The sequence below is a fragment of the Nautilia profundicola AmH genome (genome assembly GCF_000021725.1).
GTDB lineage: Bacteria > Campylobacterota > Campylobacteria > Campylobacterales > Nautiliaceae > Nautilia > Nautilia profundicola.
Window position 1 is genome coordinate 279,064 of record NC_012115.1, and the last position, 25,207, is coordinate 304,270.

The window sequence follows — 25,207 nt, forward strand, 5'->3', positions numbered from 1 at the left end:
GTAAAATGGAAGGTAAAGTATTACAAATTTTAGGTCCGGTTGTTGACGTAGAATTTGAAGGAGATATTCCGGCGATAAACGAAGCGCTTTATGTGGAGTTTGAAGCTGAAGGTGAAAAGAAAAAAGTTGTTTTAGAAGTAGCGGCTCAAATTGGTGATCATATTGTTAGAACAATTGCAATGGACCTTACTGACGGTCTTACAAGAGGAGAAAAAGTAGTAGCTACTGGTGCTCCTATTAAAGTACCTGTAGGTGAAGCTGTACTTGGAAGAATTTTCAACGTAACAGGTGACGTAATTGACGGTGGTGAAGAAGTACCTGCTGATACACCAAGATGGTCAATCCATAGAGACGCTCCTCCGTTTGAAGAGCAGTCAACTAAAATGGAAGTTTTCGAAACTGGTATTAAAGTTGTAGACCTTCTATGTCCATATATGAAAGGTGGTAAAACTGGTCTATTCGGTGGTGCCGGAGTTGGTAAAACGGTTATTATTATGGAGCTTATCCACAACGTTGCGTACAAACACAGCGGTTACTCAGTATTTGCTGGGGTTGGTGAAAGAACAAGGGAAGGTAATGACCTTTACCATGAAATGAAAGAAAGTGGAGTTCTTGACAAAGTTGCACTGTGCTACGGTCAGATGAACGAACCTCCGGGATGTAGAAACAGGGTTGCGATGACTGGTCTTACAATGGCTGAATACTTCAGGGATGAAGAAGGAAGAGACGTACTTATGTTCATCGACAACATATTCAGATTTGCTCAGGCAGGTGCGGAAATGTCAGCACTTCTTGGAAGAATTCCAAGTGCGGTTGGTTATCAGCCTACACTTGCTACTGAAATGGGTAAATTACAAGAAAGAATTACTTCAACTAAAAAAGGAAGTATTACTTCAATCCAGGCTGTTTACGTACCGGCAGACGACTTGACTGACCCTGCACCGGCAAGCGTATTCGCACACTTGGATTCAACAACTGTACTTAACAGAAAAATTGCTGAAAAAGGTATTTACCCGGCAGTTGATCCACTTGATTCAACAAGTAGAATTCTTGATCCGCAAATTGTTGGTGAAGAACACTACAGAGTTGCAAGAGGAGTTCAGGAAGTATTACAAAAATATAAAGATTTACAAGATATTATTGCAATTCTTGGTATGGACGAACTTAGCGAAGAAGACAAATTAACTGTTGCAAGAGCGAGAAAAATTGAGAAATTCTTATCACAACCGTTCTTCGTAGCAAAAGTATTTACAGGTGCAGACGGAAGATACGTAGAACTTGATAAAACAATTGCAGGATTTAAAGAAATTCTTGAAGGTAAAGTTGACGATTTACCTGAAAACGCATTCTACATGGTAGGTGATTTAGACGAAGCTAAAGAAAAAGCTGAAAAAATGAAGGCTCAAAGCTAAAGGAAGCAAATGAAACTTGATATTGTTACACCTCTTGGTAGAATATACGAGGGTGAAGTAAAAGAAGCATATTTTCCTGGCATTGAAGGTGAGTTCGGTGTCCTTGAAGGACACGCACCTTTAATGACAACTCTTCAGCCTGGTATTATTACAATTAAAAAAGAAGACGGATCTGAAGAGATTATTGCAATTAATTCAGGATACGTTGAAGTAACACCTGATCATGTAAATGTACTTGTAGACGGTGCTCAGCCTGTATCCGGAGAAAAAGCCGGAGATATTGCAGAAGCAATTGAAAAAGCTAAAAAACTTATTCGTGATGCGGCTAACAGTGATGTTTTAGTTGCATCTGTTGAGGCAAAGATAGAAAGTGCTGCCAGAAATCTCTAAAATCTTAAGTAACCCTATAAACGTAATAGTTTTAGGGTGGCTTGGGATTTATCTTTTCTTTGTATTTTTCGTATTTTTCTACAAATATTTTTCATTAACATCATGGATAAAAAAAGAAAAAGAATCACTAAACGCACTTTTAATGAGCGGAAATATCTCAGGTGTTTCTTCACTTAAAAGATGTATAGACAAAAGTGATAATATTAATAGCTTAACATTTGATGCCTGCATTCAAGCTGCAAGAACCGAAGCTGAAAGCGGTATTACATTTTTGGGAATCGTAGCATCTACTGCACCTTTTATTGGTCTTTTTGGAACAGTTATCGGTATTTTAACCGCTTTTTCCTCAATGCAAAGTGTTACTACGATTAATATGATTGCACCTGCTATTGCAGACGCGCTTGTAGCGACAGCCGTAGGTATTATTGTGGCCGTTCCTGCGTATTCATTTCATCAGATACTCAGTAAAAAAGTAGAAGATTTAATCAGTATATTAATCATGCAAAAGGACTTTTATTTAAGCAAATGAAAAAACCAGAATTAAATATTACTCCTTTTGTGGATATAATGCTTGTGTTACTTGCAATTCTCATGGTTTCAGTTACAGTTAGTACTTATCAGGAAAAGACGGTAAACTTACCGGAAGGCAGCAAAACAACTCCTGCCGCTAAAAAGCCGACGATAACAATCACAATTAAAAAAGACGGTAGCGTAATTGTCAATAAAGAACAAATCCCAATGAAGAATTTTTTAGAAGAATTTAATTTAAAATACGGAAATTTTAATAAAAACTCTCTTGTTTACATTGCAGCAGATAAAAATATCAAATATCAAACATTTATGAAAGTATACTCTGCTGTAGTAAAGCTTGGATTTACTCAAATAGGATTACTTACTAAATGAGGCTTCTTGTTTCCTTTCTATTAACCTTAATAGTTTATAGTTTGATTGTTGTTTTTTTTCTGTTTTTTTTGTTTCCGAAAAAAAAACCTGAAAAGAGAGTTTATGTTCATACTGCAATACTTGCAAAAAAAGCAAAAATAAACTCTCAGGCTAAAAAAAACAGTAAATCAATAAAAAAAACTCAGGTTTCGAAAATCAAAAAAACAGTAAAAAAAGTCAAAAAAAGCGGTTCTAAATCTAATATAACTCATGGCGGTAAAGATATAGGATTTAATGATATCTTTAAAAATGTAAATTATAATGTGGATACGAAAAAAATTCTTCAAAAAAAACAGCTTGATATGAGTAGATTCAGAGGAATTGAGAGAAATTTGAAAAATATAAAAAAAATAAGTGTAGAAGTTAATTTTGTACAAAATAGTGGTAAAAAGCTGACAAAAGAAGAAATTAACGATATCATTTCACAAAAGCTGTATTCTATTTGGTACGATGTTTCAACATTACCGAGTGATTATGCTAAAATTAATATACAAAATATTAACGGTCAAGTAATGGTAAATATTTTGGAAAGTAATCTGCCACTTGATAGGCAGAATCAATTAATAGAAGAAATTAAAAAAGTTAATTTTGATAAAAATTTTGACATAACAGTATTATTCCAATCAAAGGTAAGCAATGATTAAAAAAATAGTTTTATTTTTATTAAGCATGATGTTTTTATTTGCAAATGAGCTTGTAATAACAAAATATTTTAATGAAAAACCTAAAATAGGTGTATTTTATACCGGTGATAAAAATGTGTTAAAAATTCTTAAAATGGACTTGACCGTACTTGATCATTTTAATTATACAATCAATAAAGACACTAACGCAACATATAGGTTCGAATTTAATTATTCAAATAAAAAACTAACTGTTAAATATTTTGAAAAAAATATTTTAAAAGTAGAAAAGATATATAAATCTAACAGTTACGCTTATTTTCCGTTTTTGGTCCATAAGGCGGTTTATGACATAAATGAATATTTCGGACTTCCTCAGGCTAAATTTTTAATTAGAAAAGTAATATATTCAATGCTTGTGGCACCGAAACAGGCAAATATTTATCTGTCTGATTACACTCTTTCATATAAGAAAAGGATAATAAGCGGAGGGCTTAATATTTTTCCGAAATGGGCTGATGAAAAACAGAATGTTATCTATTATACAAAATTAGGAAGATTGCCAACATTATACAAATTGAATTTAAGAACGGGTAAAAGAGAGAAAATTCTAACTTCCCAAGGCCTTCTTATTGTATCCGATGTTAAAAAAGATAAGCTTTTATTAACATTGGCACCGACAGGACAACCGGATGTATATGAATATGATATAGCAAATAAAAAACTAACAAAAATTACTAAATATAACGGTATTGACGTAAATGGTAAATTTTGGGGGGATGATAAGATTGTTTTTGTTTCCGACAGATACGGTATGCCTATGATATTCAGCAAAGATACGGAAAACGGTAGAGTTCAAAGAGTGTTATATCATGGAAAAAATCAAATAGGGGTAGATGCATATAAAAATTATTTGGTGATTAGTACAAGAGAGACAAGCAATGCATTCTCAACAAATACCTTTAATCTGTTTCTTGTAAATAAAAACGACGATTCTTTAAAAAGACTTACTTTTAAAGGTCAAAACAGTTATCCTAACTTTTCAGTTGACGGAAATTCTATAATGTTTATAAAAAGAGAAAATTTTTATTCAAAAATTGGTATAATACGTTTAAATGAAAACAAAGTGTTTTATTATCCGTTACCAAAAATACTACAATCATTTGATTGGTAAAAAAAAGGAGAGAAAATGAACAAAAAATTACTGATTGCAACTGGTTTAGCGGCTTTATTGATGATTACAGGATGTTCAAAGCAACCGAATTTAGAAAATGCAACTGAAACTCAGTCAGCACAGACTACACAAACAACAGGTGAAGCAACAACAGCTACTACTAACGAAAATGAAACTGTAAACACTCAAAATGCAAATGTTGAAGAGCAAACTATAGGTGAAGGTACTAAAATTAGTGTAACAGCTGATCAAAAATTTGCAAAAGATTTAGCAAATATCGTTGTATATTTTGATTTTGATAAATACAATATTAGACCAGATCAATGGCCAAAAGTTGAAAAACTTGCGGAACTTATCAAAAATAATCCTGCTAACTATACTGTTAGAATCGAAGGTAACTGTGACGAATGGGGTACTGAAGAGTACAATTATGCACTTGGATTAAAAAGAGCAAATTCTGTTAAAAACGCATTAATCAAACTTGGTGTAGATCCTAAAAAACTTACTATTATCAGCTATGGTGAACTAAATCCGGTATGTACTGCTCATGCTAAATGGTGCTGGAGAAAAAACAGAAGAGATAATTTTACATATTTACCATAATTAAGGTACAATTCCTTTAAAAAGGAATTGTATGAAAAAACTTTTTTTTCTTCTACCTATTCTGTTATTAGCAGATGTAGATCCCTTTAAAGCAGGTGATTTAAATTCTCCTAATCCGTATGGACTTACTCCACAAGAAAAAGCAATACTTCAAAATAAAAAAAATATCCAAAAAAATAGCAGTTTAATTGAACAATTAAAGAAGAATTTAGATGAGTTTAAATCAAAATTAGCTCAAAAGTTTGTGGAGTATGATCAAACTATTTCCGATTTGAGCAATAAATTATCATCATTTAATACGATACTCAGTGAAATCGACTCTACAAAACTTTCAATTGATAAACTAAAAAAGCAGCTCCAGGATACTAATTTAACGGATATTAAAAATAGAATTAAAACATTGGAAGATAAAGTAGCAGCTTTAGAAGAACAAAATCAAGCTATTAAAAAAACAATAGAAGAAATTACAAAAATACAAAATGAGAATTTTCAAAATTTAAGTAATTCTATACAGACAATATTAAACCAGCTTAAAAATTTAAATAAACCGGCTAAAAACATAAATCCGAAAACCGCATTCGCTCAAGCAAAAAAATATTTTTACAGTGGTAAATTGAATAAGGCCGAAGAATTGTTTGCTTATACATTACAGAAAAAATATTTACCTGCAACATCTTCATATTATTTAGGTGAAATTGCTTACAAACAAGGAAGGTATAAAGAGGCACTCGCTTTTTATAAAAAAAGTATATCTTTATATCCTAAAAAAACATCATTTACCGATAGGCTTTTATATCATACGGGTATGTCATTTTTAAAACTGAATCAAAAACAAAATGCAAAACTTACTTTTAAAAAATTAATAAGTGATTTTCCAAATTCCAAATATGCTAAATTAGCAAAAAAAGAGTTGGAAAAATTATAAGAATATGTTATACTGCGTAAAATTTTAAAGGATTACAATGGCAAAAGTATACGGAATTGAATATACAGTAAAAAACTCAAAAGGTGAAGTAGTTGATTCTAATAAAGGACAGGCTCCGTTAGAATTCATCGCTGGACAAGGACAAATTATTCCTGGACTTGAAAAAGAAGTTGAAGGTATGGAAGTTGGAGAAGAAAAAACTGTAACAGTTAAAGCAGACGAAGCATACGGTCAAAGAAATGAAGAGTGGGTTGAGACATTACCAAGAGAACAGTTTGAAGGAATTGATCTTCAAAAAGGAATGACTCTTTACGGACAGTCTCCGGACGGGCAAACAATTGCAGTAACAGTAAAAGATTTTAACGATAAAGAAGTTACAATCGATTATAACCATCCTTTAGCAGGTGAAGATTTAACTTTTGATGTTAAAGTAGTTAGTAAAAGAGACGCAACTTTAGAAGAACTTGCTGGTGGAGAGCAAGGTCAGGGTTGCGGTTGTGGTACAGGATGCGGATGCCACTAATCCCTCTCTTTTCTTTTTATTGAACTATTTTAGTGTCTGTCACTTTTAGTAAGAGATCTTTTCTTGTTTTTTATTTTCTCGATTAAAAAAATCAATTGTTTTGTATTTCTTTTTTATTTATATGGTCAAGAATAAATCATAAAGCGATAGAGGCTATATGATATAATTTTATAAAAAAAGGATGATAATGAAAGTTGGTTTACTTTTTCCTGGTCAAGGTAGTCAATTTGTCGGAATGGGAAAAGATTTTTATGATTCAAATGACAAAGCAAAGGAAATGTTTGAAGTTGCAAGTGATGCGATAAAGACAGATTTTAAAAAACTTATGTTTGAAGAAAACGAAGAAATAAACAAAACAGAATACACACAGCCTGCAATTTTATTATATTCAGCTATTGCATATGAACTTTTTAAAAATGCGGATTTTGATTATGCGTTTTCATTAGGACATTCTTTAGGAGAATTTAGTGCTCTTTATTCTGCAGGAGCTATAGATCTTGCAGATGCAATTAAACTTGTACATGAAAGAGGAAAACTTATGAATGCGGCTTTTCGTGATAAAGTCGGTTCAATGATGGTAGTTTTGGGTCTTGATGACGAGACTATAGAAAACATCTGTAAGGAATCCGGTCTTAAAGTATGGCCTGCAAACTACAACAGCGACGGTCAGCTTGTTCTTGCTGGACTTAGGGAAGATTTGGAAAAACTTGAACCGGTTTTAAAAGAAAAAGGAGCTAAAAGGGTAATGCTTTTAAATATGAGTGTGGCAAGCCACTGTCCTTTGCTTGAGAGTGCAAGCGCACCGTTAAGAGATCTTTTGGATGAATATTTAAAAGATGAATTTAAATCTGTTGTGAGTAATGTAAGTGCAAAAGCATACAATACAAAAAAAGAAGCGCTTGAATTGTTGCCGGTACAGTTAACAAAACCGGTACTTTACAAACAGTCAATCAAAAACTATGAAAACGATGCGGATATTTTCGTGGAACTCGGTGGTAAGGTTTTAATGGGTATTAATAGAAAAATCACAAAGAAAAAGACTCTTCCTGTAACCGATATGGCGAGTCTTGAAAAAGTTATTAATACATTAGAAGGATAATTTGGTAAAAAATAAACGGAGTAATAATATGAAAATCGCACTTGCACAGATAAGGCCTAAATTAAGTCCGGAAAACATAAATAAACATATAGAGTTTATTGAAAAAACGGATGCTGATTTAGTTGTTTTCCCGGAACTTAGTATGAATGGGTATAAAATAAAAGACGCATTACTTGAAGATGCGTTTGATATAGAGTATTTTAAGAACCTTACATTCAGTAAAGACGTTGTTTTAGGTGCGGCCATTAAAAAAGAAGGAAAAATATATAATTCCGCTCTTTATATTGATAATGAAATAAAAATACACAACAAAGTGCATCTACCTACATACGGAGTATTTGAAGAAGGCAGGTTTTTTTTCAGCGGGGATGAATTTAGTTTATTTGATACGAAATTCGGGAAAACGTGTATGTTTGTATGTGAGGATGTTTTTAGCGGAGATGCCATTAATTTCGTTTCTCAAAAAAAGCCAGATTTAATCATTGTAATAGCCGCTTCGCCTGCAAGAGAATTTAGTGATGGTAAACTGTTAATTGAAGATCAGTGGGAAGCGCTTTTAAAATCAATGGCTATTTTGAGCGGTGCGTATGTACTTTTTTGCAATCGTGTGGGGTTTGAAGACGGACTTGGCTTTTGGGGCGGAAGCAGAGTGATTAATCCAAAAGGACAAACGGAAATTAAGGCAAATTATTTCGAAGAAGAGTTGATAGAATGCGAGCTTAATCATAATCTGACGCTTACACAAAAATATTTTTTAAGAAAAGACTAAAGGATATAAATGACAGGAATTTTATGTGCGATGAGGGAGGAGCTTGACCCTATTTTAGAGTATATGAATATAAAAGAAAAAATAAAGCACGCAAATAATATATTTTATATAGCGGAGTTCGAGGGTGAGGATATTGTTCTGGCATATAGTAAAATAGGGAAAGTAAACGCTTCGATTACCGCTACTATAATGATTGAAAAATTCGGTGTTGATAAGCTGTTATTCAGCGGGGTTGCCGGCGGTGTTGACGAAGATCTTAAAATAGGGGATTTGATAATAGCCACTAAAACGTGTCAGCACGATGTTGATTTGACGGTTTTCGGGTATGAGCCGGGATACATTCCTGAGAGCAAGGTATTTTTTGAATGTGATGAAGATTTAAACAATATAGCTCAAAATGTAGCCGGCAAACTCGGAATCAAACTAAAAGATGGCGTAATAGCCAGTGGAGATCAGTTTGTACATTCGAAAGAACGTAAAGAATGGATTAAAAAAATATTTAACGCAAGTGCCATTGAAATGGAAGGCGGAGCGGTAGGATGTGTTTGCTGGAATGAGGGTGTACCTTTCTTTATGCTAAGGGCTATAAGCGATACGGCTGAAGAAGGGGCTGGTGTGGATTTTGATGAATTTTTGGAAGAATCAAGTAAAATAAGTGCCAAATTTTTAATTGAAATGCTAAAAGAACTGAAAAAATAAAAAGGAAAATGATGAGAAATAAATTAATAGTAATGGGGATAACGTTTTTAATATTAATAGCGATTACTCCTTTGATATTCGGAAAACTGATGAATTCAAAATATAATCAGATGCTTAATGATTTAAGAGAAAAAGGGATGCAGATTAAAATAGTAGAAGATAAAAGCAGCTATTTACAGACTGATAAAATATTAGAAGTTACAATTCCGTCAAAAATATTAAATACACAAGGAATAATTGAAGAAATTAAATTAAATATCGAAACAAAATTTAAAAACCTGCCTGTAACTAACGTGGTGTTTTTAGGAAAGCTTGATAAAGTAATTTTAAATGAACAATTTAAAAATTCTGAAAAAGAACTTAATAAGTTTTTAAAGAAATATATAGAATTTGTGGTAACTACACCTAATTTTAGGGACTATTCTTATAAATTTAAAGATATTATAATAAATAATAATCCTATCGTTGGAATTGAACATATCACCGGAGTGTTTAAAAACGGAGAACTTTTAAAAAACAAGTTAAATATTAAAGATATATATGTTAAAGATAAAAAAGGATTTATTGAAATTAAAAATTTCAAAAACGAATTTGAAGGAAATGAGAAAAACTCACTTTCAAAAACAAATTTTAATGTAAACGTGGACTTAAACAGATTTAAACTTCAGATTCAAAACGTATATTCAACAACAAAAACCGTTTTAACGGATGTGGCAAAAGTAAATTCAACTTTTGGATTTAAAACATTAAGTGTACCTAATGCTGTTAATGCTGATAATTTTAAAGTTATAGCGGAAGTTAAAGGCATAGAAACAAATTTATTAAAAAAACTTGCACAGGCTAAAGAAACCGAAAAAGACAAATATTTAGAGAAAATTTTTGAAAAAGGTTTTAGTATTAATATCGATAGTTTGTTAAAAGATATAAAAGTAATGCAAAGAGATTTTGGAGGGTATAACTTAAACTTCAATATTAAATTTTTGCCTACCAAAAACTTCAGAGAAAAATTAAATAACAATAATGTTGATTTTATTGATGCGAAGCTGCATCTTGTTACAACACCTGAGATTGCGAATATTTTAATGAATGCATTGCCGAGAAGTGCGTTTTTATTTGCTCTTGCTAAAAAAGAAAACGGAAAAGTAATTTTAAATTTAGAGTTTAAACAGGGTAAATTATACAGTGAAGGACAACTTGTTAAATGAAAAACCCCATAAAAGATATATACTTCTCCAAAAAAGTAATCAAATTCGTCGGACGTGCAAACGGCGAGTTTGAGCTTATTAAAGAAGGTGACCGTGTAATGGTTGCTTTCAGCGGCGGAAAAGACAGTTTTGTAATGCTGCATGTGCTTAAAAGAATGCAGCTGATAGCTCCGTTTAAGTTTGATCTTTTAGCCGTTACAATCGATGCCGGTACGGGAATTGATTACACACCTCTTAAAAAACACTGTGAAGAGTTCGGAATCGAATATATTATCTACGAAACCCCCATACTTGAAATACTTGAAGAAAAAAAACGTCCGGGAAGCAGCGCCTGCGGATTTTGCGCAAGGATGAGAAGGGGAGCGCTTTATACCAAAGCATTGGAGCTCGGGTACAACAAAATTGCCCTCGGGCATCATTTCGACGATGCGGTGGAAACTTTCTTTATGAGTATGTTTTACAACGGAATGATGCGCTCTATGCCGCCTAAATATAAAGCGTACAACGAAATAGAAGTAATCAGGCCTCTTATTAAAGTTCGTGAAAAATGGATAAAGTATATGAGCGAGCAGAATAACTTTCCTATAATAGACGGCGAATCAAGCTGCCTTGCATTTAACGAATCGGATCAGGCAAAAACTCCTTATGTAAGAAGTGAAATTAAAGAGTGGCTGAGAAACATGGAAGAAAAAGAACCTAAACTTTTCCAAAGGTTAGACAGCGCATTCGGGAATATTGACTGTTCTACTTTTTTTATGAAGGAGTTTTTTAAATAATGGCAAAAAGAGTATTGGTAGGTGTCAGCGGCGGGGTTGACAGCGCTATGAGCGTATATCTTTTAAAAGAGCAGGGGTATGATGTAGTCGGTATATACATGAAAATGCATGAGGGTGTAAATCATGTGGAAAATGTGGCCAAATTAAACAGACTCAGTAAAAAGCTGGGGTTTGAGTATGTTATTGAGGACGTTGAGGATGAGTTTAGAAAAGAAGTTTACGAATACTTCGTAGAAAGTTATAAACAGGGAATTACTCCGAACCCCTGCGCAATGTGCAATATCAAAATAAAATTCGGTATTTTTATGGGCTTTTTGGAAAAGTACGGGTGTGAACTTGCGGCTACAGGGCATTATGTAAGAAACGACGGAGAGTTTTTATACCAGGCTAAGGATCAGAGTAAAGATCAGAGCTATTTTCTTTTCGGAATAAAAAAAAAGGTTCTTCCTAAAATCCTTTTCCCTCTTGGGGAATATACAAAAGATGAAATCAAAAAACTCGCTTCCGAAATAGGGCTTGACGAATTCGCAAGCCAAAAAGAATCCCAGGATATATGTTTTATAGACAATTCATATATCGATGTGCTCAAACTTCACTTCAACCCTGAAAGAAAAGGGAAAGTCGTAAATAAAAGAGGTCAGAAAATAGGCGTGCATAAAGGATATTCGTTTTATACGGTGGGGCAGAGAAAAGGCTTTAATCTTTTCAAATCACACAAACCCCAGTACGTAATAGGAATAGATGCCAAAAGCAATACGCTGATTGTAGGCGATAAGAAAGACCTTGAAAAAAAACAGGTTTTTTTAAAAGGCGTAAATCTGTTTATTGATGATAAAGTGTTTGAGTGTGAGGCAAAAATCCGTTACCGGGCTCCTAAAGTGCCTGCGGTTGTGAAGATGGAGAGCAAAAGCAAGGCTGTTGTAAATTTCCACGAACCTGTTTCAGGCGTGGCAAAGGGACAGGCATGTGTTTTTTATGAAGGAGAGAAACTGCTTGGCGGCGGATGGATCAGGGGAGGAAGATGATATTTACAGTGAACAGTGAAGAATGAAAAATAAAAAGTTAATAGAGAAAAGTGAAAAAATCTAAAACTTGACAAAGTAAAATTAAAGTAATTTTGATACCATTTCATTAATAAAACAAAGGAGCGTGAAAAATGAAATTCAAACTATTCAGCGGTACGGCTAACCCTAAAGTGGCGGCGGATATAGCGGAGTATCTTGACAGACCTTTAAGTAAAATTACGGTTAATAGATTCAGCGACGGTGAGATTAACGTACAAATCGGTGAGAGTATTAGAGGGATTGACTGTTTTATCATTCAGCCTACATGTGCACCTGCGAATGATAATTTAATGGAACTTTTGATTATTACGGATGCTATGAGAAGAGCGAGTGCTAAAAGCATTACTGCAATCGTTCCGTATTTCGGATACGCAAGACAGGACAGAAAAGCGGCTCCGAGAGTTCCTATTACCGCTAAACTTGTAGCTAATATGATGGAAAAAGCGGGAATCGACAGGGTAGTGACAATTGACCTGCATGCTGGACAGATTCAGGGATTTTTCGATATTCCGGTTGACAACCTCTATGGAAGTATTCTGTTTTTTGAATATTTCAGAGAAAAAAATCTTAAAAACCCAATAATCGCTTCTCCGGATATAGGCGGGGTTGCAAGAGCGAGATATTTCGCAAGCAAACTTGGACTTGATATGGTAATTGTTGATAAAAGAAGAGAAAAAGCAAATGTTGCGGAAGTTATGAATATTATTGGAGATGTTAAAGGAAAAGACGTAATTTTAATTGATGACATGGTTGATACTGCAGGTACGATGGTAAAAGCCGCAAAAGCACTTAAAGCAAAAGGAGCTAATTCCGTAATGGCATATGCTACTCATGGAGTTTTAAGCGGACCTGCACTTGACAGAATTAAAGACTCTGTTCTTGATGAACTCGTAATCAGCGATACTATTCCTTTTAAAGGGGACTGTAAAAAAATAAAAGTGCTTTCAACTGCAAAACTTTTTGCGGAAGTTATCAGAAGAATTATGTATAACGAAAGTATCAATAAACTTTTTGATTAATGAAAACTGTAAATTCGATTTCTGCTGCAACGCTCGAAATTAAAAAATCAAAATTTCACTCTTTCCTTGTTCCTTTTTCCCTTTTTGAAGAAAAACTCGAAGAACTTAAAAAAGTGCACCCCAAAGCAAATCATCATGTGACGGCATTTAGATATCTCAATGAATACAATCAAATTGTTGAAGGCTCGTCAGATGACGGAGAGCCCAGAGGAAGCAGCGGGAGACCTACGCTGAAAGTACTTCAGGGAAATGATCTGATAAATGTCGGTATTATAACCGTGAGATATTTCGGAGGTATTCTTTTAGGAGTCGGAGGACTTGTAAAAGCATACAGCGATGTGGCAAATTTGGCTGTAAAAAATGCAAATTTACTTGAATATAAAGATATTTTTGAGTATTCTTTTAGTGTCGATTATGAAAAAACAAGAGAAATCGAATATATTCTCAAACAAAACGGTATTTTTGTTGAGAATAGGGAATTCGGGATTGAAGGTATCGAATATACAATTAGAGACGATATCGAAAAAATAAATTTAATAAAAGGTGTGCTATGAAGAAGATTTTGTTTGCTCTTATGTTTCCTTTAATGCTTTTGGCAGTATCGAATGAAAATATTTTAGCGCTTACGTGGCTTAATGGTTTTTGTAAAGCAAATCCAAAAAAGGCGGTTTGTATTAATAGAAAGCCCGGTGATTATTCGTTAACACATTTTACTTTACATGGACTTTGGCCAAAGAAAAAAACATTTTGTTCGAATGAACCTCTAAAACTTTCTAAAAATTTTATGAGAATTTTAGAAAAATATATGCCTGCTGCAAAATATGGACTTGCAAAACATGAATGGAAAAAACACGGGACTTGTTTTGGAACAGATCCGGAAACATATTTCATAACAGGTATAAAATTTACACAGCAGTTTAATGAAACAATGCTTTTACAATTTTTTAGAATGCATATGGGGCAAAGCGTTAGTTTAAAAAGAATGAGATGGATGTTCTCTCAGGTGTTTGGGCCTGGAAACGCAAGAAAATTTCAAATGCTATGTAAAAACGGCTTTATTACGGAAATCAGAATTAATTTAAAAGGTGATCCAATTAATGGAGATTTTTACGAGCTTGTAAACAATGCAGACGAATTCAAAGGTGTTAAACAATGCCAAGTGGGAATTATAGCCGCTCCTTAATTCCCTCTATTTTATAAACTCACTTGTAATGTTCTTAATTTGTTTTTTAATTGTTCTTTTAGAGATTAATCTTAATAAGATTTCTAATATGAAACATATTACAAAGGCTAAAAATAGATAATAAATAATGTTTTTATCGGTCATATAATTATATATAAGTGTTAAAGCCGTAATACCGAACATTGAAAACATTGCTAAGAAAACAAAAGTTTTGTTCGCATCGGTTTTTTTAATAATAAATAAATGTCCTAAATGAACGAATCCTTGAATAATAAGTACGCTTAATGCTGCTACGGTAGTAATTTCGCTTAAATTAAAAAATAAAATCATGGGAATGATTATTAAGGCACTTATAATTAATCCCTCGTTTGAATTGAATATATTGTATTCGTATATTTTAGGTAGTTCACCTTTTTTTGCTAAAGTATAAGAAATTTCGGCGGTTGAATAAAGTGTGGCATTGATAGCGCTTGCGGTGGAAATTAGTGCGGCGATTGCCATTATTTTAAATCCTAAATTTCCAAATACCGGTTCTGCAGCTTTGGCCAAAGCATAATCTTTTGCTTTTATAACTTCATCCAAAGGCAGGTTTCCTAAAACAGCGAGACTTGTTAATACATATAAAACCATTACAATAGATATTGCCAAGAACATTGCCTTAAGCATTGTTTTTTTAGGATTTTCCATATCTTCAATCGTATTTGTTATTACACTAAATCCTTGATATGCAAAAAAAGTGAGACCAATCGCAAAGAACATATTAGAAATAGGCGGCATATCTTTTAAACTTAAATATTCCGGATTAATAAAAAAAAGAGCTGATATCGTAAATGTTGTAAGAATCGTAAGTTTTAAAATAACAATAATATTTTCAGATTTAGCTACTATACTTGCACCTATAAGATTGATAATAGTAAATACTACGACAATTCCGACTGCAAAAGTGTTTATAATAAATTTAGACTCATATCCGAAAAGTCTTGCGCCATATTCTCCAAAGCTTTTTGCTACTGCTGCAAGTGCAATGATTTGAGCAAAATAAAACATAATACTTAAACCGCCTGAGAATATGTTTTCTTTGTATTCTTGAGTAATGTATTCTATAATCCCGCCTCTACTCGGAAAACGTATTGCAAGTTTTGCCAGAGAATATCCGCTAAGAAGAGCTGCTATACCGCCTAATACAAAAGAAAGCCATACAATATTTCCTGCAATACTTCCGGCTTCACCTATAACTATAAAAATCCCCGCACCAACCATTGACCCTATTCCGAGCATTGCGGCACTGAATGTATTAAACGCTTTCATTTTGAAGCCTTTTTTATAATTATAACTCAGTATTATTAAATAAGTTTCAAATATCCCATATACATAAGTCCCGCTAAAATACCTCCGAATATCCCGGCTAAAATATCATCTCCCATAACACCGAGCCCTCCGGGAGCTTTTTTGTCTATTTTTCCGATAATCGAAGGCTTCCAGATATCAAACAGCCTGAAAGCTAAAAATGCAAATAATACTTTAATTAGTGTGTCTTCTTTTAAATGACCAAAAAGGCCTATGGCTATAAAAACACCTGCAAATTCGTCAATTACTATTCTTTTATCGTCATGAATCCCGCCTTTGGCTTCGTAATCATTTACGAGCTTAATGCCTACAACTGAAAAAAACACAGCAAGAAGCCATATAGTTGTTACAGGGTTTGGTAGATACGTGATTATAAAATATGCAATAACACTTGCAACTATACTACCCCAAGTTCCGGGAGCTTTCGGCAGCAGTCCGCTGAAAAAACCGGTCAGCAAAAACCAGTTAAATTTATTGTAGTTTTCCATTAAAACCTCCATTTTTTTCACATCTTCACAACTTCACCACTTTACAACTTAGCTACTTAATTACTTCCCCACTAAGTAAGCGAACTTGTCTGATAAAGTTTCATAAGAGAAATGTAAAAATCCTCTTCTTTGTTTTTTTCAATAAGTCCTTTATTAGGTGAAATATCATAATAAAGTTTTTGAAGGTTTGCAAACCTGTCAGGATACATTTTCGCTAAAAATTTGGCACTTATTTCTTTTCTCATAAGAATCGTAGGCGGCATCAATCCTGTTTTTAAAAGCTCGAAAATCGAATCACTGTGATAGCTTATATGATGGTGGCTTCCGTGAGGGCATGAATTTACGCTAACAATCGTTTTACACTGGTCGCAGTAAACGTATTCGTTGATTGTTTCTATTTCTATATCTAAATCCATAGAATCGAATATACTTTTTAAATGGTTTGCTTCATAATGTATTCCAAGACCTTTGTGCGTCTGTCCCATTATAAATTTATTGCATCCGAAGTTTTTGGCGATCATAGCATCAAGTATCGCTTCATTAACACCTGAGAAAATATATGTATTTAAAAGCGGTACGATTATAATTTTGTCTTTTGGAAAATAGTTATCAACAACATGAGAAAGCGCTTCGTATCTTAGCTCATAAGGAACTTCTTCGTTTTGCATGTTTTTAATTAAAAACACTATAAGCATATCGTTTTTTTCAATTGCGCTTCTCATAATTTTTTCATGCACCCTGTGGATTGGTTTTGCGTGCATTGTCATACCTACAACATTTTGAAGATTTTTAACTTTTTCTCTTATAAAGTCAATTTTTTTCTTAATTCCCGTGTCTTCCACCCAAAAATTTCCGGCAATGGCATAATTTCCGAGTCTTTTTAAAGTTTTTGCAACCTGAGGGTAATTTTTGGCGTCTTTTGTACCGTATATGATTTCAACTCTTTTTTGAGGGTCTATTTCATAAATTTCTTCAACTTCCACTTCACCGACTTTTTGTTTATCACAGTAAAGTTCGATTTTTTTAGGATTACTTTTTAATATTTCTTCGTTTTTTCTACCCGAGGGGGCTAATATAAAAGAAAAAGGCACAGGTTTGTTTTTATATTTTTTCTGCGTATCCGCTATTTTTGCTTCTTCCCTGTTCATCAGTTTATCTATGGGATTTAAAAGCCCGGCTTGAACCATTGCAAGGGTTATATAAGCTTCTTTGTCTATAAAAATTTTATTTTTGTTTAAAGATGCCATATTTTTTCCTTTTTTCCCATAAACTTTTTCTACTGATACCAAGTCTTTTACTAAGTTCCGTATCAGGAAGTTTATGTTGATGGTTTAAAATTATGAATTTTATGTAATCTTCAATTGACAGAATTTCATCGTTTAAAAAGCTTTTTTTAGAAATTTCAATCTCCAGCATATTAAAATGAGGGTAGTTGTTTTCAAATTCTTTAGGAACAATAATAACTGTGTTATATTTTGATAATAAATTTATAATTTCAGGATTGTCGTAAAAGTTTTTGGAATAATAAATTGTATTTTTATTTTTTAGATCTTTAGGATTTAAATTTTGTATGTCTATGAGTTTTATATCGCACATATTTTCTTTTGCGTATTTAAATATCAGTTTGTCTATGGCTTTAGGATAATTAGTTTTCACAAATAATGGAAAATTTAACTCGTAGTCTTTATCGAGCTCTATATCTTCCAATATATGTTCTATAAAATTTTCCATTTTAGAAGTTTTGTTTTTCAGTGAATAATATTCTTTTAAATGAACGATTTTTCTAATAAGTTCCTCAATGGAAAAAGGTTTTTGTAAATAATCGTCCGCTCCCATTTGAATAGGTTGTGTCACACTTGTATAAGTTACATAAGGAGCAAGGAGAATAATAATTTTTTCTTTTTTTGCATCTATTAATTTTTCTATATTACCTTTTAAATTCGTGTTGACAATATAAACTTCACCGTCAGTATTCAATGCTTCATCATATGAAGCAAAAATTTCGCATTTTGCGTTTAATTTTTCGCTCAAGTTATTTTGTATGCTTTGAGCTAAATATAATTCGTTTTCAACGATTATAATCTTCATGCCAATCCTTGTATTGTAGTGTTGCTGTTGATATTACCGCAATTCCTTCCCCCCGACCTATAAATCCCATTTTTTCGTTTGTAGTGGCTTTAATATTAACTTGTGCGTTTAAAATTTTTGATAAGTTTCTTTGGATTTTTGTTTTATATTCTTTAAGTTTTGGTTTTTGCGCGATTATTGATATATCCGCGTTAATTATTTCATACCCTTTGTAAGTTAGGGTGTTTATAACCTCTTTTAAAAGTTCAACACTTGATATGCCTTTGTATCTCTCATCCGTATCCGGGAAAAATTCTCCTATATCACCGAATCCGGCGGCTCCTAAAAGAGCATCTATTAAAGAGTGAATAACTACGTCTCCGTCGCTGTGTGCCTTTAGCCCGTAAGGCACGTCTATTTCAACACCGCCTAAGATCATGTTTTTGTTTTCCTCAAAGGCGTGTGTATCGTATCCGTTTCCGGTTAGAGTATTTTTGGAAGGAGGAGTAAGGCACGGAAGATTCAGATCTTTAAAATATGTGATTTTTTTACTCTCTTCACTACCTTCGATATATTTGATTTTGCCGCCCATAGCTTCAATAGCCGCTCTTTCGTCTGTAAAAAGTTTATCGGTATCAAGGGCTTTTTTTAGTATTTCTGTGCGACTAAGCTGAGGTGTTTGAATAAGCTTTACTTCATCCCTATTAATAGTTTTATTTTGATAAACGACAGTATCAACCGGCTTTAAATAAGGTACGGTGCAATCTGCAGGGTTTGAGAGCAGATTTTCTATAATGTTTTTGGGAACACAAGCTCTCGCTACGTCAGTTACCATAACATATTCAGTAGACACATGCTTAAGGGCATTTTTTAAAGACAGCTGTCTTTCTCGATCACCGGCGACAATTGTATAATCGCATAATTTTTCATATAATCTTATATCATTTTTATTTGAAGTGATTATAGTTTGTTTGAAGGTATAAAAACTGTTTAATCTGTCGGCGACATATAGCCATAAAGGTTTATTATCGATTCTTAACCATTGTTTTTTTACAGGATAATCTAATCTTGTTGAATTGCCGGCGCTTAAAACTATTAAAGTTACATCCAAACTGTTTCCTTTGGTAAAAGTGTTACGAAATTATACATAAAAATGTTACAAATTGTAAAATTAAAATAGGAAGAATGATGAAAAAATTATTTATGTTTTTTATTGCTTTATTGAGTTTTTGGGGATGTGGAGGTGGAAGTTCTGAAAGTGTAATTGAAGATAATACATCTTCTGATACATATTTATATGAATTGGATTATTTGAATTTTTTAAGAAATAAAGCTGGAATGATATCATTAAAGGCTAATAATAATTTAATAATTGCAGCAGAAAATCATGCATATTATTTATATGTAAATAATGCAACTGGACATGAGGAAGAAGAAGGAAAAAAAGGATTTACTGGTCAATGGCCTTCAGATAGAGTAGTTTATGCAGGCTTTTTAAGCAAAGATGTTTCAGAAAATGTATCAGTTGGACAAGAGAATTATATGGATTCAATAGATAATCTTTTTTCTGCTATTTATCATAGATTCGGATTTTTAAATACAACTATTGATTTGATTGGAATAGGTATTGAAAGTAAAGATTATGTTTATGATATGGGTAATTCAATATTAAATACATTATGTTCTCATCAAAATGATGTAAATGGAGCATATTATCTTAATGTATGTGCAGATGATGATATTGTGATTGATGCAGATGATTATAATGATGCTAAAAATAATTTTAGAAAACAAAATCCAGACATTATTATATGGCCATATAATAATGCTATTGATATGCTACCTGTATTTTATAACGAAACACCTGATCCTTTACCGGATTATAATGTAAGTGGATACCCGATAAGTATTCAGTTTAATGAATATTATTTTAATGAAGACAATATAACGTTAAAAACATTTAAACTATATGATCAAAATGGTAATGAAGTGACAAATACAAGACTTTTAGATAAAAATAATGATCCAAATGATAAATTTGATGAATATGAGTTTGCATTGTTTCCTTTAGAAAGATTGGAATGGAACGAAACATATAATGTAAATGCTGTATATGAATATAATGGTAATGATTATAATTTAAGCTGGAGCTTTAAAACAAAAGAGTTACCATATCCGTATTTTAGAATAACTACGGATGACGAAACTATTTATGTTGATAGTAATAAAACATTTGCTTATTATTTTGTGCCTGATGATGGTAATGATCTTATAAAAAGCTACGGTTATACGTATCCTGCAGGGGATAAAGTTGAAAGTGGTTTTATAGATTATAATACTTTATGGATTAGAGTAATAGGAAAGAGCGGAGATGAATTTAATTTTGATTTTGATAATGGTGATAAACTTAAACTTATTATTAAATAATTTAAGCTGATTTTAAGCTTTTTTGGGTAAATTCCGAGCAAATATATCTTAAAGGGAATAAATGAGAACTGAATGGATTAAAAAAAGAATGAATGATAAAACCAGAACTCAGATGTATTACGCCAAAAAAGGCATTATTACTGAAGAGATGGAGTATGTTGCAAAAGAAGAAAACCTTGATCCGGAGCTTGTTAGAAGCGAAGTGGCGAGAGGAAGACTTATAATCCCGGCCAACATAAACCACAAACATCTAAAACCTATGGCTATCGGAAGAGTTAGTAAAACAAAAGTAAACTCAAACATCGGTGCAAGCGCACTTGCGAGTGATATTGAAGAAGAAGTTAGAAAACTCGAAACTTCCGTAAAATACGGAGCCGATACGGTTATGGATCTTAGCGCCGGAGCTAAAAACATGGATGAAATCCGTGAAGCCATTATTGCTGCAAGCCCGGTTCCTATCGGTACCGTTCCTATGTATCAGATAATCGACGAAATAGGCGACGTGCTTGAACTTACATACGACGATATTTTAAGAGTGCTTGAAAAACAGGCGAAGCAGGGGGTCAGCTACTTTACAATCCATGCGGGGCTGCTTCTTAGACACATGCCTGAAATAGCAAAAAGAAAAATGGGAATAGTAAGCCGCGGGGGAAGTCTGACTGCTTCATGGATGCTTAAACACCATAAAGAAAACCCTTTTTATACGATATTTGACGATATTTTGGATATCTGTAAAGAGTATGACGTTTCACTTTCTCTTGGAGATAGTTTAAGACCCGGATGTTTATATGACGCAAGCGACAAAGCTCAGCTTGAAGAGCTTAAAGTCCTTGGAGAGCTAACACTTAGAGCATGGGATAAAGACGTGCAGGTTATGATAGAAGGACCGGGGCACGTTCCTATTAATGAAATCGAAAGAAACGTAAGGCTTGAGCAGATCTACTGCCATGAAGCGCCGTTTTATGTATTAGGGCCTCTTGTGCTTGATATAGGTGCCGGGTATGATCATATAGGAAGCGCTATCGGTGCTGCAATGGCGGCATGGTACGGGGTTAGTATGCTTTGTTACGTAACACCGAAAGAGCATCTCGGACTTCCGAACGAAGAGGATGTTAGAGAAGGTATGCTTGCGTATAAAATTGCGGCTCACTCAGCGGATATCGCAAGAAAAATTCCGGGTGCAAGGGATAAAGACGACGAAATGAGCGACGCAAGATACAAATTCGACTGGAAAAAACAGTTTGAACTCGCACTCGACCCCGAAAGAGCGAAAGAATACCACGACGAAACGCTTCCTCAGGAAGTATTTAAAGAAGCGGAATTCTGCTCTATGTGCGGGCCTAAATTCTGTTCATACAAAGTAACGCAGGATGCTATGGAAAATTTCGACTGGGACGAGTTTAAAAAAGAAGCAGAAGAAAAAATGAAAGCCGAAGCCAATAATTGATATAGGTTATTGACAAAAAGCAAAAAAAGTATTATAAAGCAAAAAAACTTAAGGAGTTAGAGTGAAAGATAAAATTAAAGAGTTGCTGCAAAACGTGATTTACCCTGGATTTAAAAAATCAGTGGTGGATTTCGGTTTTGTAAAAGATATTGAAGTAAGCGAAGACGGAAAACAGGCAATTATTACTTATCAGATTCCGTCAACCGACGATGAAGTGGCGCAAAAACTAAACGATTCCACAATCGATACGTTAAAAGCTGAGGGAATTGAAGCAAGTGTAAACATCATAAGACCTAAAAAACCGAGAGAAACATCAAGCAGAGGCGTTAATAAAATGCCTAATGTTAAATCATTCGTAATGGTCTCTTCAGGTAAAGGCGGGGTTGGTAAATCGACAACATCCGTTAACCTTGCTCTTGCTCTTGCAAAACAGGGAAAAAAAGTAGGTATTCTTGACGGTGACATTTACGGACCGAATATCAGCAGAATGCTCGGAATGCAGGACAGAAAACCTGAAGTTGTAGGAAATAAAGTTAAACCTTTTGAAAATTACGGAGTGAAATTCATCTCAATGGCAAACTTATTGCCTGAAGGAAAAGCACTTATGTGGAGAGGCGCGATGCTTGTAAAAGCGCTTCAGCAGTTTATGGAAGACGTTGACTGGGGTGAACTTGACATTCTTGTAATCGATATGCCTCCGGGAACAGGTGATGCTCAGATGACTATGGCTCAGCAGGTACCCGTAACTGCGGGTGTGGCCGTAACAACTCCTCAGACTGTAGCGGTTGACGACGCAAAAAGAAGTATGGATATGTTCAAACAGCTTCATATTCCAATCGCAGGTGTTATTGAAAACATGAGCGGGTTTATCTGCCCTAACTGCGGTGAGAAGTATGATATCTTCGGAAGCGGCGCAGCTGAAAAACTTGCAAACGATTACGATACTAAAATCCTTGCCAAAATCCCTATCGAGCCTGCAATCAGAGAAGGAGGAGATAAGGGTGAACCGATTGTGGTAAGCAGACCGGAGAGTGAAAGCGCAAAAGAATTTTCAAAAGCTGCAAAAGAACTTATTGAGTTTATCGACTACGTACACAGCGAAGATCTTTCAGGAAATGAAATGATCCAGCCGATTTACGGAGTGAACGGAACTCCGAGCGCATGCAGTATGAAATAAGGGTTTTTCCTTATTTCCATTTTTTATAAAAAGATTCAGTTTAGCTTTAAACTATTAGTGTCTGGCACTATTAATTGGACCGCTATATTATAAGGTTTGCAGGATTCAATAAAGTTTTAAGTTCAAGTTTTTGGATCTTTTTAATATTACAATACCTATAGCAACGGTACAATTTAAAAATTTGTATTGAAAAACAAAACGTTCAATTGTCATCATAAATCATTATAAATTGTAAGGCTTACTAATTCAGGTGTTATACTAATGATTGATGTAATGCGCCTGGTACTTTTAAATTGATAATACTTTACTTGATTTTTGCTTTTTAAATATTTTTAAGAAATTACTATAAATTTTTTCAGCAAAAGATTAAGAACAGCTTGCGGGTACTTTACCTGCGAGTACTCCTTTTAAAAAAGCTTTTAAGTCGTTTAGTCTATCTTTTTTAATAATTTTTTCAAGCCCTTTAACGGCAATAAACTGTTTTTGCTCTTTAAGTACCTGGATTAATTTTTCAGCGTTGTTTGCAAACAGCTCGTCTAAGTCTTTGTCTGTTTTAGCGCCGATTATTTTTACAAAATCCGTTACTTTTATCTGAGAGGGTTTTAGTATGTATTTTGTGTAGTATTTATACCCTTGGGAGTAGTCTCCTTCTTTTACAAGTAGTTCGCTGACGCTAAGTGTCTGCTGTACTTTGTAGGTTTTTAGCGTTACGCTTTTTTGCGTTTTGTAGATTCTTAAAATAACGATTGATTCGCCGTTTTTATCCAAATCTTTGACTATTTGCGGCAGTATTTTTGAATTGAAGTCTTTTTTGATAATTTCACTTGGAGTAGCTGCAAGTAAAAACGAGACAGGTAATATAAACATTAATAATGAATTTTTATTCATAAAAGTCCCCTTTTTTTTATTATAGCAAAAAAGGGGTTACTCGTAGTGAGTAATAACCTTTTCTACTTCAGGAATTGCCTGTTTAATTTTTTCTTCCAGTTGGTGTACGTAAGCGTGGGCTTCTTTGATTGAATCCGTTTTTACGTCTATATCAAGGTAGATAAATTTATAGCTGCCGGCGTTTCTGCCTTTTATATCGTTGATTTTTTCAATCATATCTTCTTTTTCAAGTATCTTTCTGATCTGTTCAAGCGTTTCATGATCAACGGATGCGTCAAGAAGCACCTTAATCGCGTCCACAAGTATTTCCCATCCGCTGTGGAAAATAAAATAAATTACAACGGCCACCGCTATTTTTTCAATTACAGGATATCCCATATACTGCCCGATAACACCTACAAGCACCACAAGTGCGGTAAAAAAATCACTTTTAACGTGTTCCGCATCCGCCATAAGTGAGGGTGAATTTAGCTCGATAGCTTTTTTCTTTTCCCATTTTGAGTACAAAAACGTAATAACAACGGTAAGTCCGATTGCGGTTACCGCAACAGGCAGGTTTGTTATTTTCATAGGTTCGCCGAAAAATACGTCTTTTGCAATTTCATATCCTGCAAAGAATATAGCAAATGCTGATACTAAAGCTACGAGGTTTTCAACCTTGTAAAGTCCCATTGGGAAATCTTTTGCCTTTTTGTTGGCGATAATTATCCCTGCAAGCACACTAAAAGACGCTGCGAGGTCTGATAGTGAGTGGATTCCGTCCGCAGTAAGCGCCGCACTTCCTGAGAGGGTACCTCCTATAATTTTTATTAAAGCAAGCACAGTATTTACTATAACTGAGAATATTGCAATTTTTTTCTTTTCTTTATAAAGTCTGACTCTATCCAATTTTCATCCTTTTTTTTAAATAAAGGCGTAATTATATAACATTATATGAACATATGTCAATATAAATAGAAT

28 protein-coding genes are annotated in these 25,207 nt (G+C 33.7%); 21 read left to right on the forward strand and 7 right to left on the reverse strand.

Annotated elements, in window-relative coordinates:
• Positions 1 to 5 precede the first annotated feature (5 nt).
• The 18 genes from atpD (at position 6) to NAMH_RS01680 (ending at position 14,406) form a co-directional block, all read left to right on the forward strand.
• Positions 6 to 1,412: a F0F1 ATP synthase subunit beta gene (atpD, locus tag NAMH_RS01595; RefSeq protein WP_012663549.1), complete on the forward strand. Its 1,407-nt coding sequence runs from the start codon at positions 6 to 8 to the stop codon at positions 1,410 to 1,412.
• Between the two features lie 9 nt (positions 1,413 to 1,421).
• Complete coding sequence (gene atpC, locus NAMH_RS01600) at positions 1,422 to 1,802, forward strand: ATP synthase F1 subunit epsilon (RefSeq protein WP_015901934.1); 381 nt, start codon at positions 1,422 to 1,424, stop codon at positions 1,800 to 1,802.
• Positions 1,783 to 2,331 (forward strand): MotA/TolQ/ExbB proton channel family protein, encoded by a 549-nt coding sequence (locus tag NAMH_RS01605; RefSeq protein WP_015902675.1) that lies wholly within the window; start codon positions 1,783 to 1,785, stop codon positions 2,329 to 2,331. The genes atpC and NAMH_RS01605 overlap by 20 nt, the downstream gene beginning before the upstream one ends.
• Positions 2,328 to 2,705: an ExbD/TolR family protein gene (locus NAMH_RS01610; protein ID WP_012664016.1), complete on the forward strand. Its 378-nt coding sequence runs from the start codon at positions 2,328 to 2,330 to the stop codon at positions 2,703 to 2,705. Before NAMH_RS01605 ends, NAMH_RS01610 begins: the two co-directional genes overlap by 4 nt.
• 41 nt (positions 2,706 to 2,746) lie before the next feature.
• The gene (locus NAMH_RS01615) at positions 2,747 to 3,388 is read left to right on the forward strand and encodes a hypothetical protein (RefSeq protein WP_015901714.1); all 642 of its coding nucleotides are present in this window, start codon (positions 2,747 to 2,749) and stop codon (positions 3,386 to 3,388) included.
• On the forward strand, positions 3,381 to 4,541 hold the full coding sequence (gene tolB / locus NAMH_RS01620; protein WP_015901917.1) for a Tol-Pal system protein TolB: 1,161 nt from the start codon (positions 3,381 to 3,383) through the stop codon (positions 4,539 to 4,541). Before NAMH_RS01615 ends, tolB begins: the two co-directional genes overlap by 8 nt.
• A gap of 15 nt (positions 4,542 to 4,556) precedes the next feature.
• Positions 4,557 to 5,144 carry an OmpA family protein gene (locus tag NAMH_RS01625; protein WP_015901905.1) on the forward strand — a complete coding sequence of 196 codons (588 nt, stop codon included), beginning with the start codon at positions 4,557 to 4,559 and terminating at the stop codon, positions 5,142 to 5,144.
• 31 nt (positions 5,145 to 5,175) lie between these two features.
• Complete coding sequence (locus NAMH_RS01630) at positions 5,176 to 6,069, forward strand: tetratricopeptide repeat protein (RefSeq protein ID WP_015902651.1); 894 nt, start codon at positions 5,176 to 5,178, stop codon at positions 6,067 to 6,069.
• Positions 6,070 to 6,106: 37 nt separating this feature from the next.
• On the forward strand, positions 6,107 to 6,592 hold the full coding sequence (locus NAMH_RS01635) for an FKBP-type peptidyl-prolyl cis-trans isomerase (RefSeq protein ID WP_012663493.1): 486 nt from the start codon (positions 6,107 to 6,109) through the stop codon (positions 6,590 to 6,592).
• A 187-nt stretch (positions 6,593 to 6,779) separates the two neighbouring features.
• Entirely contained in the window at positions 6,780 to 7,691 is a 912-nt protein-coding gene (gene fabD, locus NAMH_RS01640; protein WP_015902397.1) for an ACP S-malonyltransferase, read from the forward strand.
• Between the two features lie 28 nt (positions 7,692 to 7,719).
• Entirely contained in the window at positions 7,720 to 8,460 is a 741-nt protein-coding gene (locus NAMH_RS01645; RefSeq protein WP_015902308.1) for a nitrilase-related carbon-nitrogen hydrolase, read from the forward strand.
• 9 nt (positions 8,461 to 8,469) lie between these two features.
• The gene (locus tag NAMH_RS01650; RefSeq protein WP_015902611.1) at positions 8,470 to 9,159 is read left to right on the forward strand and encodes a 5'-methylthioadenosine/adenosylhomocysteine nucleosidase; all 690 of its coding nucleotides are present in this window, start codon (positions 8,470 to 8,472) and stop codon (positions 9,157 to 9,159) included.
• A gap of 11 nt (positions 9,160 to 9,170) precedes the next feature.
• Positions 9,171 to 10,364: a hypothetical protein gene (locus tag NAMH_RS01655; RefSeq protein WP_015901883.1), complete on the forward strand. Its 1,194-nt coding sequence runs from the start codon at positions 9,171 to 9,173 to the stop codon at positions 10,362 to 10,364.
• The gene (locus NAMH_RS01660; protein ID WP_015902679.1) at positions 10,361 to 11,140 is read left to right on the forward strand and encodes a PP-loop family protein; all 780 of its coding nucleotides are present in this window, start codon (positions 10,361 to 10,363) and stop codon (positions 11,138 to 11,140) included. The genes NAMH_RS01655 and NAMH_RS01660 overlap by 4 nt, the downstream gene beginning before the upstream one ends.
• Complete coding sequence (gene mnmA, locus NAMH_RS01665) at positions 11,140 to 12,165, forward strand: tRNA 2-thiouridine(34) synthase MnmA (RefSeq protein ID WP_015902663.1); 1,026 nt, start codon at positions 11,140 to 11,142, stop codon at positions 12,163 to 12,165. Before NAMH_RS01660 ends, mnmA begins: the two co-directional genes overlap by 1 nt.
• Positions 12,166 to 12,296: 131 nt before the next feature.
• Entirely contained in the window at positions 12,297 to 13,223 is a 927-nt protein-coding gene (locus NAMH_RS01670) for a ribose-phosphate pyrophosphokinase (RefSeq protein ID WP_015902435.1), read from the forward strand.
• Entirely contained in the window at positions 13,223 to 13,777 is a 555-nt protein-coding gene (locus NAMH_RS01675; protein WP_015902145.1) for a YigZ family protein, read from the forward strand. The genes NAMH_RS01670 and NAMH_RS01675 overlap by 1 nt, the downstream gene beginning before the upstream one ends.
• On the forward strand, positions 13,774 to 14,406 hold the full coding sequence (locus tag NAMH_RS01680; protein WP_015901962.1) for a ribonuclease T2 family protein: 633 nt from the start codon (positions 13,774 to 13,776) through the stop codon (positions 14,404 to 14,406). Before NAMH_RS01675 ends, NAMH_RS01680 begins: the two co-directional genes overlap by 4 nt.
• Positions 14,407 to 14,412: 6 nt before the next feature.
• Here NAMH_RS01680 and NAMH_RS01685 read toward each other — a convergent pair whose 3' ends face one another.
• The 5 genes from NAMH_RS01685 to NAMH_RS01705 form a co-directional block, all read right to left on the reverse strand.
• The gene (locus NAMH_RS01685; protein WP_015902363.1) at positions 14,413 to 15,714 is read right to left on the reverse strand and encodes an APC family permease; all 1,302 of its coding nucleotides are present in this window, start codon (positions 15,712 to 15,714) and stop codon (positions 14,413 to 14,415) included.
• Positions 15,715 to 15,749: 35 nt separating this feature from the next.
• The gene (locus NAMH_RS01690) at positions 15,750 to 16,241 is read right to left on the reverse strand and encodes a phosphatidylglycerophosphatase A family protein (RefSeq protein WP_012663742.1); all 492 of its coding nucleotides are present in this window, start codon (positions 16,239 to 16,241) and stop codon (positions 15,750 to 15,752) included.
• Positions 16,242 to 16,312: 71 nt separating this feature from the next.
• Entirely contained in the window at positions 16,313 to 17,488 is a 1,176-nt protein-coding gene (locus NAMH_RS01695) for a hypothetical protein (protein WP_015902409.1), read from the reverse strand.
• A complete protein-coding gene (locus NAMH_RS01700; RefSeq protein ID WP_015902490.1) occupies positions 17,466 to 18,329 on the reverse strand; it encodes a DNA-binding transcriptional response regulator in 864 nt (287 codons plus the stop codon). Before NAMH_RS01700 ends, NAMH_RS01695 begins: the two co-directional genes overlap by 23 nt.
• Entirely contained in the window at positions 18,310 to 19,419 is a 1,110-nt protein-coding gene (locus NAMH_RS01705) for a bifunctional 2-C-methyl-D-erythritol 4-phosphate cytidylyltransferase/2-C-methyl-D-erythritol 2,4-cyclodiphosphate synthase (RefSeq protein ID WP_015901770.1), read from the reverse strand. The genes NAMH_RS01700 and NAMH_RS01705 overlap by 20 nt, the downstream gene beginning before the upstream one ends.
• A 77-nt stretch (positions 19,420 to 19,496) precedes the next feature.
• Between NAMH_RS01705 and NAMH_RS01710 the strand changes: the two genes are divergently transcribed.
• The 3 genes from NAMH_RS01710 to NAMH_RS01720 all read left to right on the forward strand — a co-directional run bounded on the left by NAMH_RS01710 (position 19,497) and on the right by NAMH_RS01720 (position 23,359).
• Complete coding sequence (locus NAMH_RS01710; protein WP_015902773.1) at positions 19,497 to 20,735, forward strand: CAP domain-containing protein; 1,239 nt, start codon at positions 19,497 to 19,499, stop codon at positions 20,733 to 20,735.
• A gap of 61 nt (positions 20,736 to 20,796) precedes the next feature.
• Entirely contained in the window at positions 20,797 to 22,182 is a 1,386-nt protein-coding gene (gene thiC, locus NAMH_RS01715) for a phosphomethylpyrimidine synthase ThiC (protein ID WP_015901788.1), read from the forward strand.
• 61 nt (positions 22,183 to 22,243) lie between these two features.
• Positions 22,244 to 23,359, forward strand: a complete 1,116-nt coding sequence (locus tag NAMH_RS01720; protein WP_015902809.1) for an Mrp/NBP35 family ATP-binding protein — start codon at positions 22,244 to 22,246, stop codon at positions 23,357 to 23,359.
• 366 nt (positions 23,360 to 23,725) lie between these two features.
• Here NAMH_RS01720 and NAMH_RS08920 read toward each other — a convergent pair whose 3' ends face one another.
• Complete coding sequence (locus tag NAMH_RS08920) at positions 23,726 to 24,247, reverse strand: hypothetical protein (RefSeq protein ID WP_015902468.1); 522 nt, start codon at positions 24,245 to 24,247, stop codon at positions 23,726 to 23,728.
• A gap of 36 nt (positions 24,248 to 24,283) precedes the next feature.
• Positions 24,284 to 25,135 (reverse strand): cation diffusion facilitator family transporter, encoded by an 852-nt coding sequence (locus NAMH_RS01730; RefSeq protein WP_012663986.1) that lies wholly within the window; start codon positions 25,133 to 25,135, stop codon positions 24,284 to 24,286.
• Positions 25,136 to 25,207: the final 72 nt, after the last annotated feature.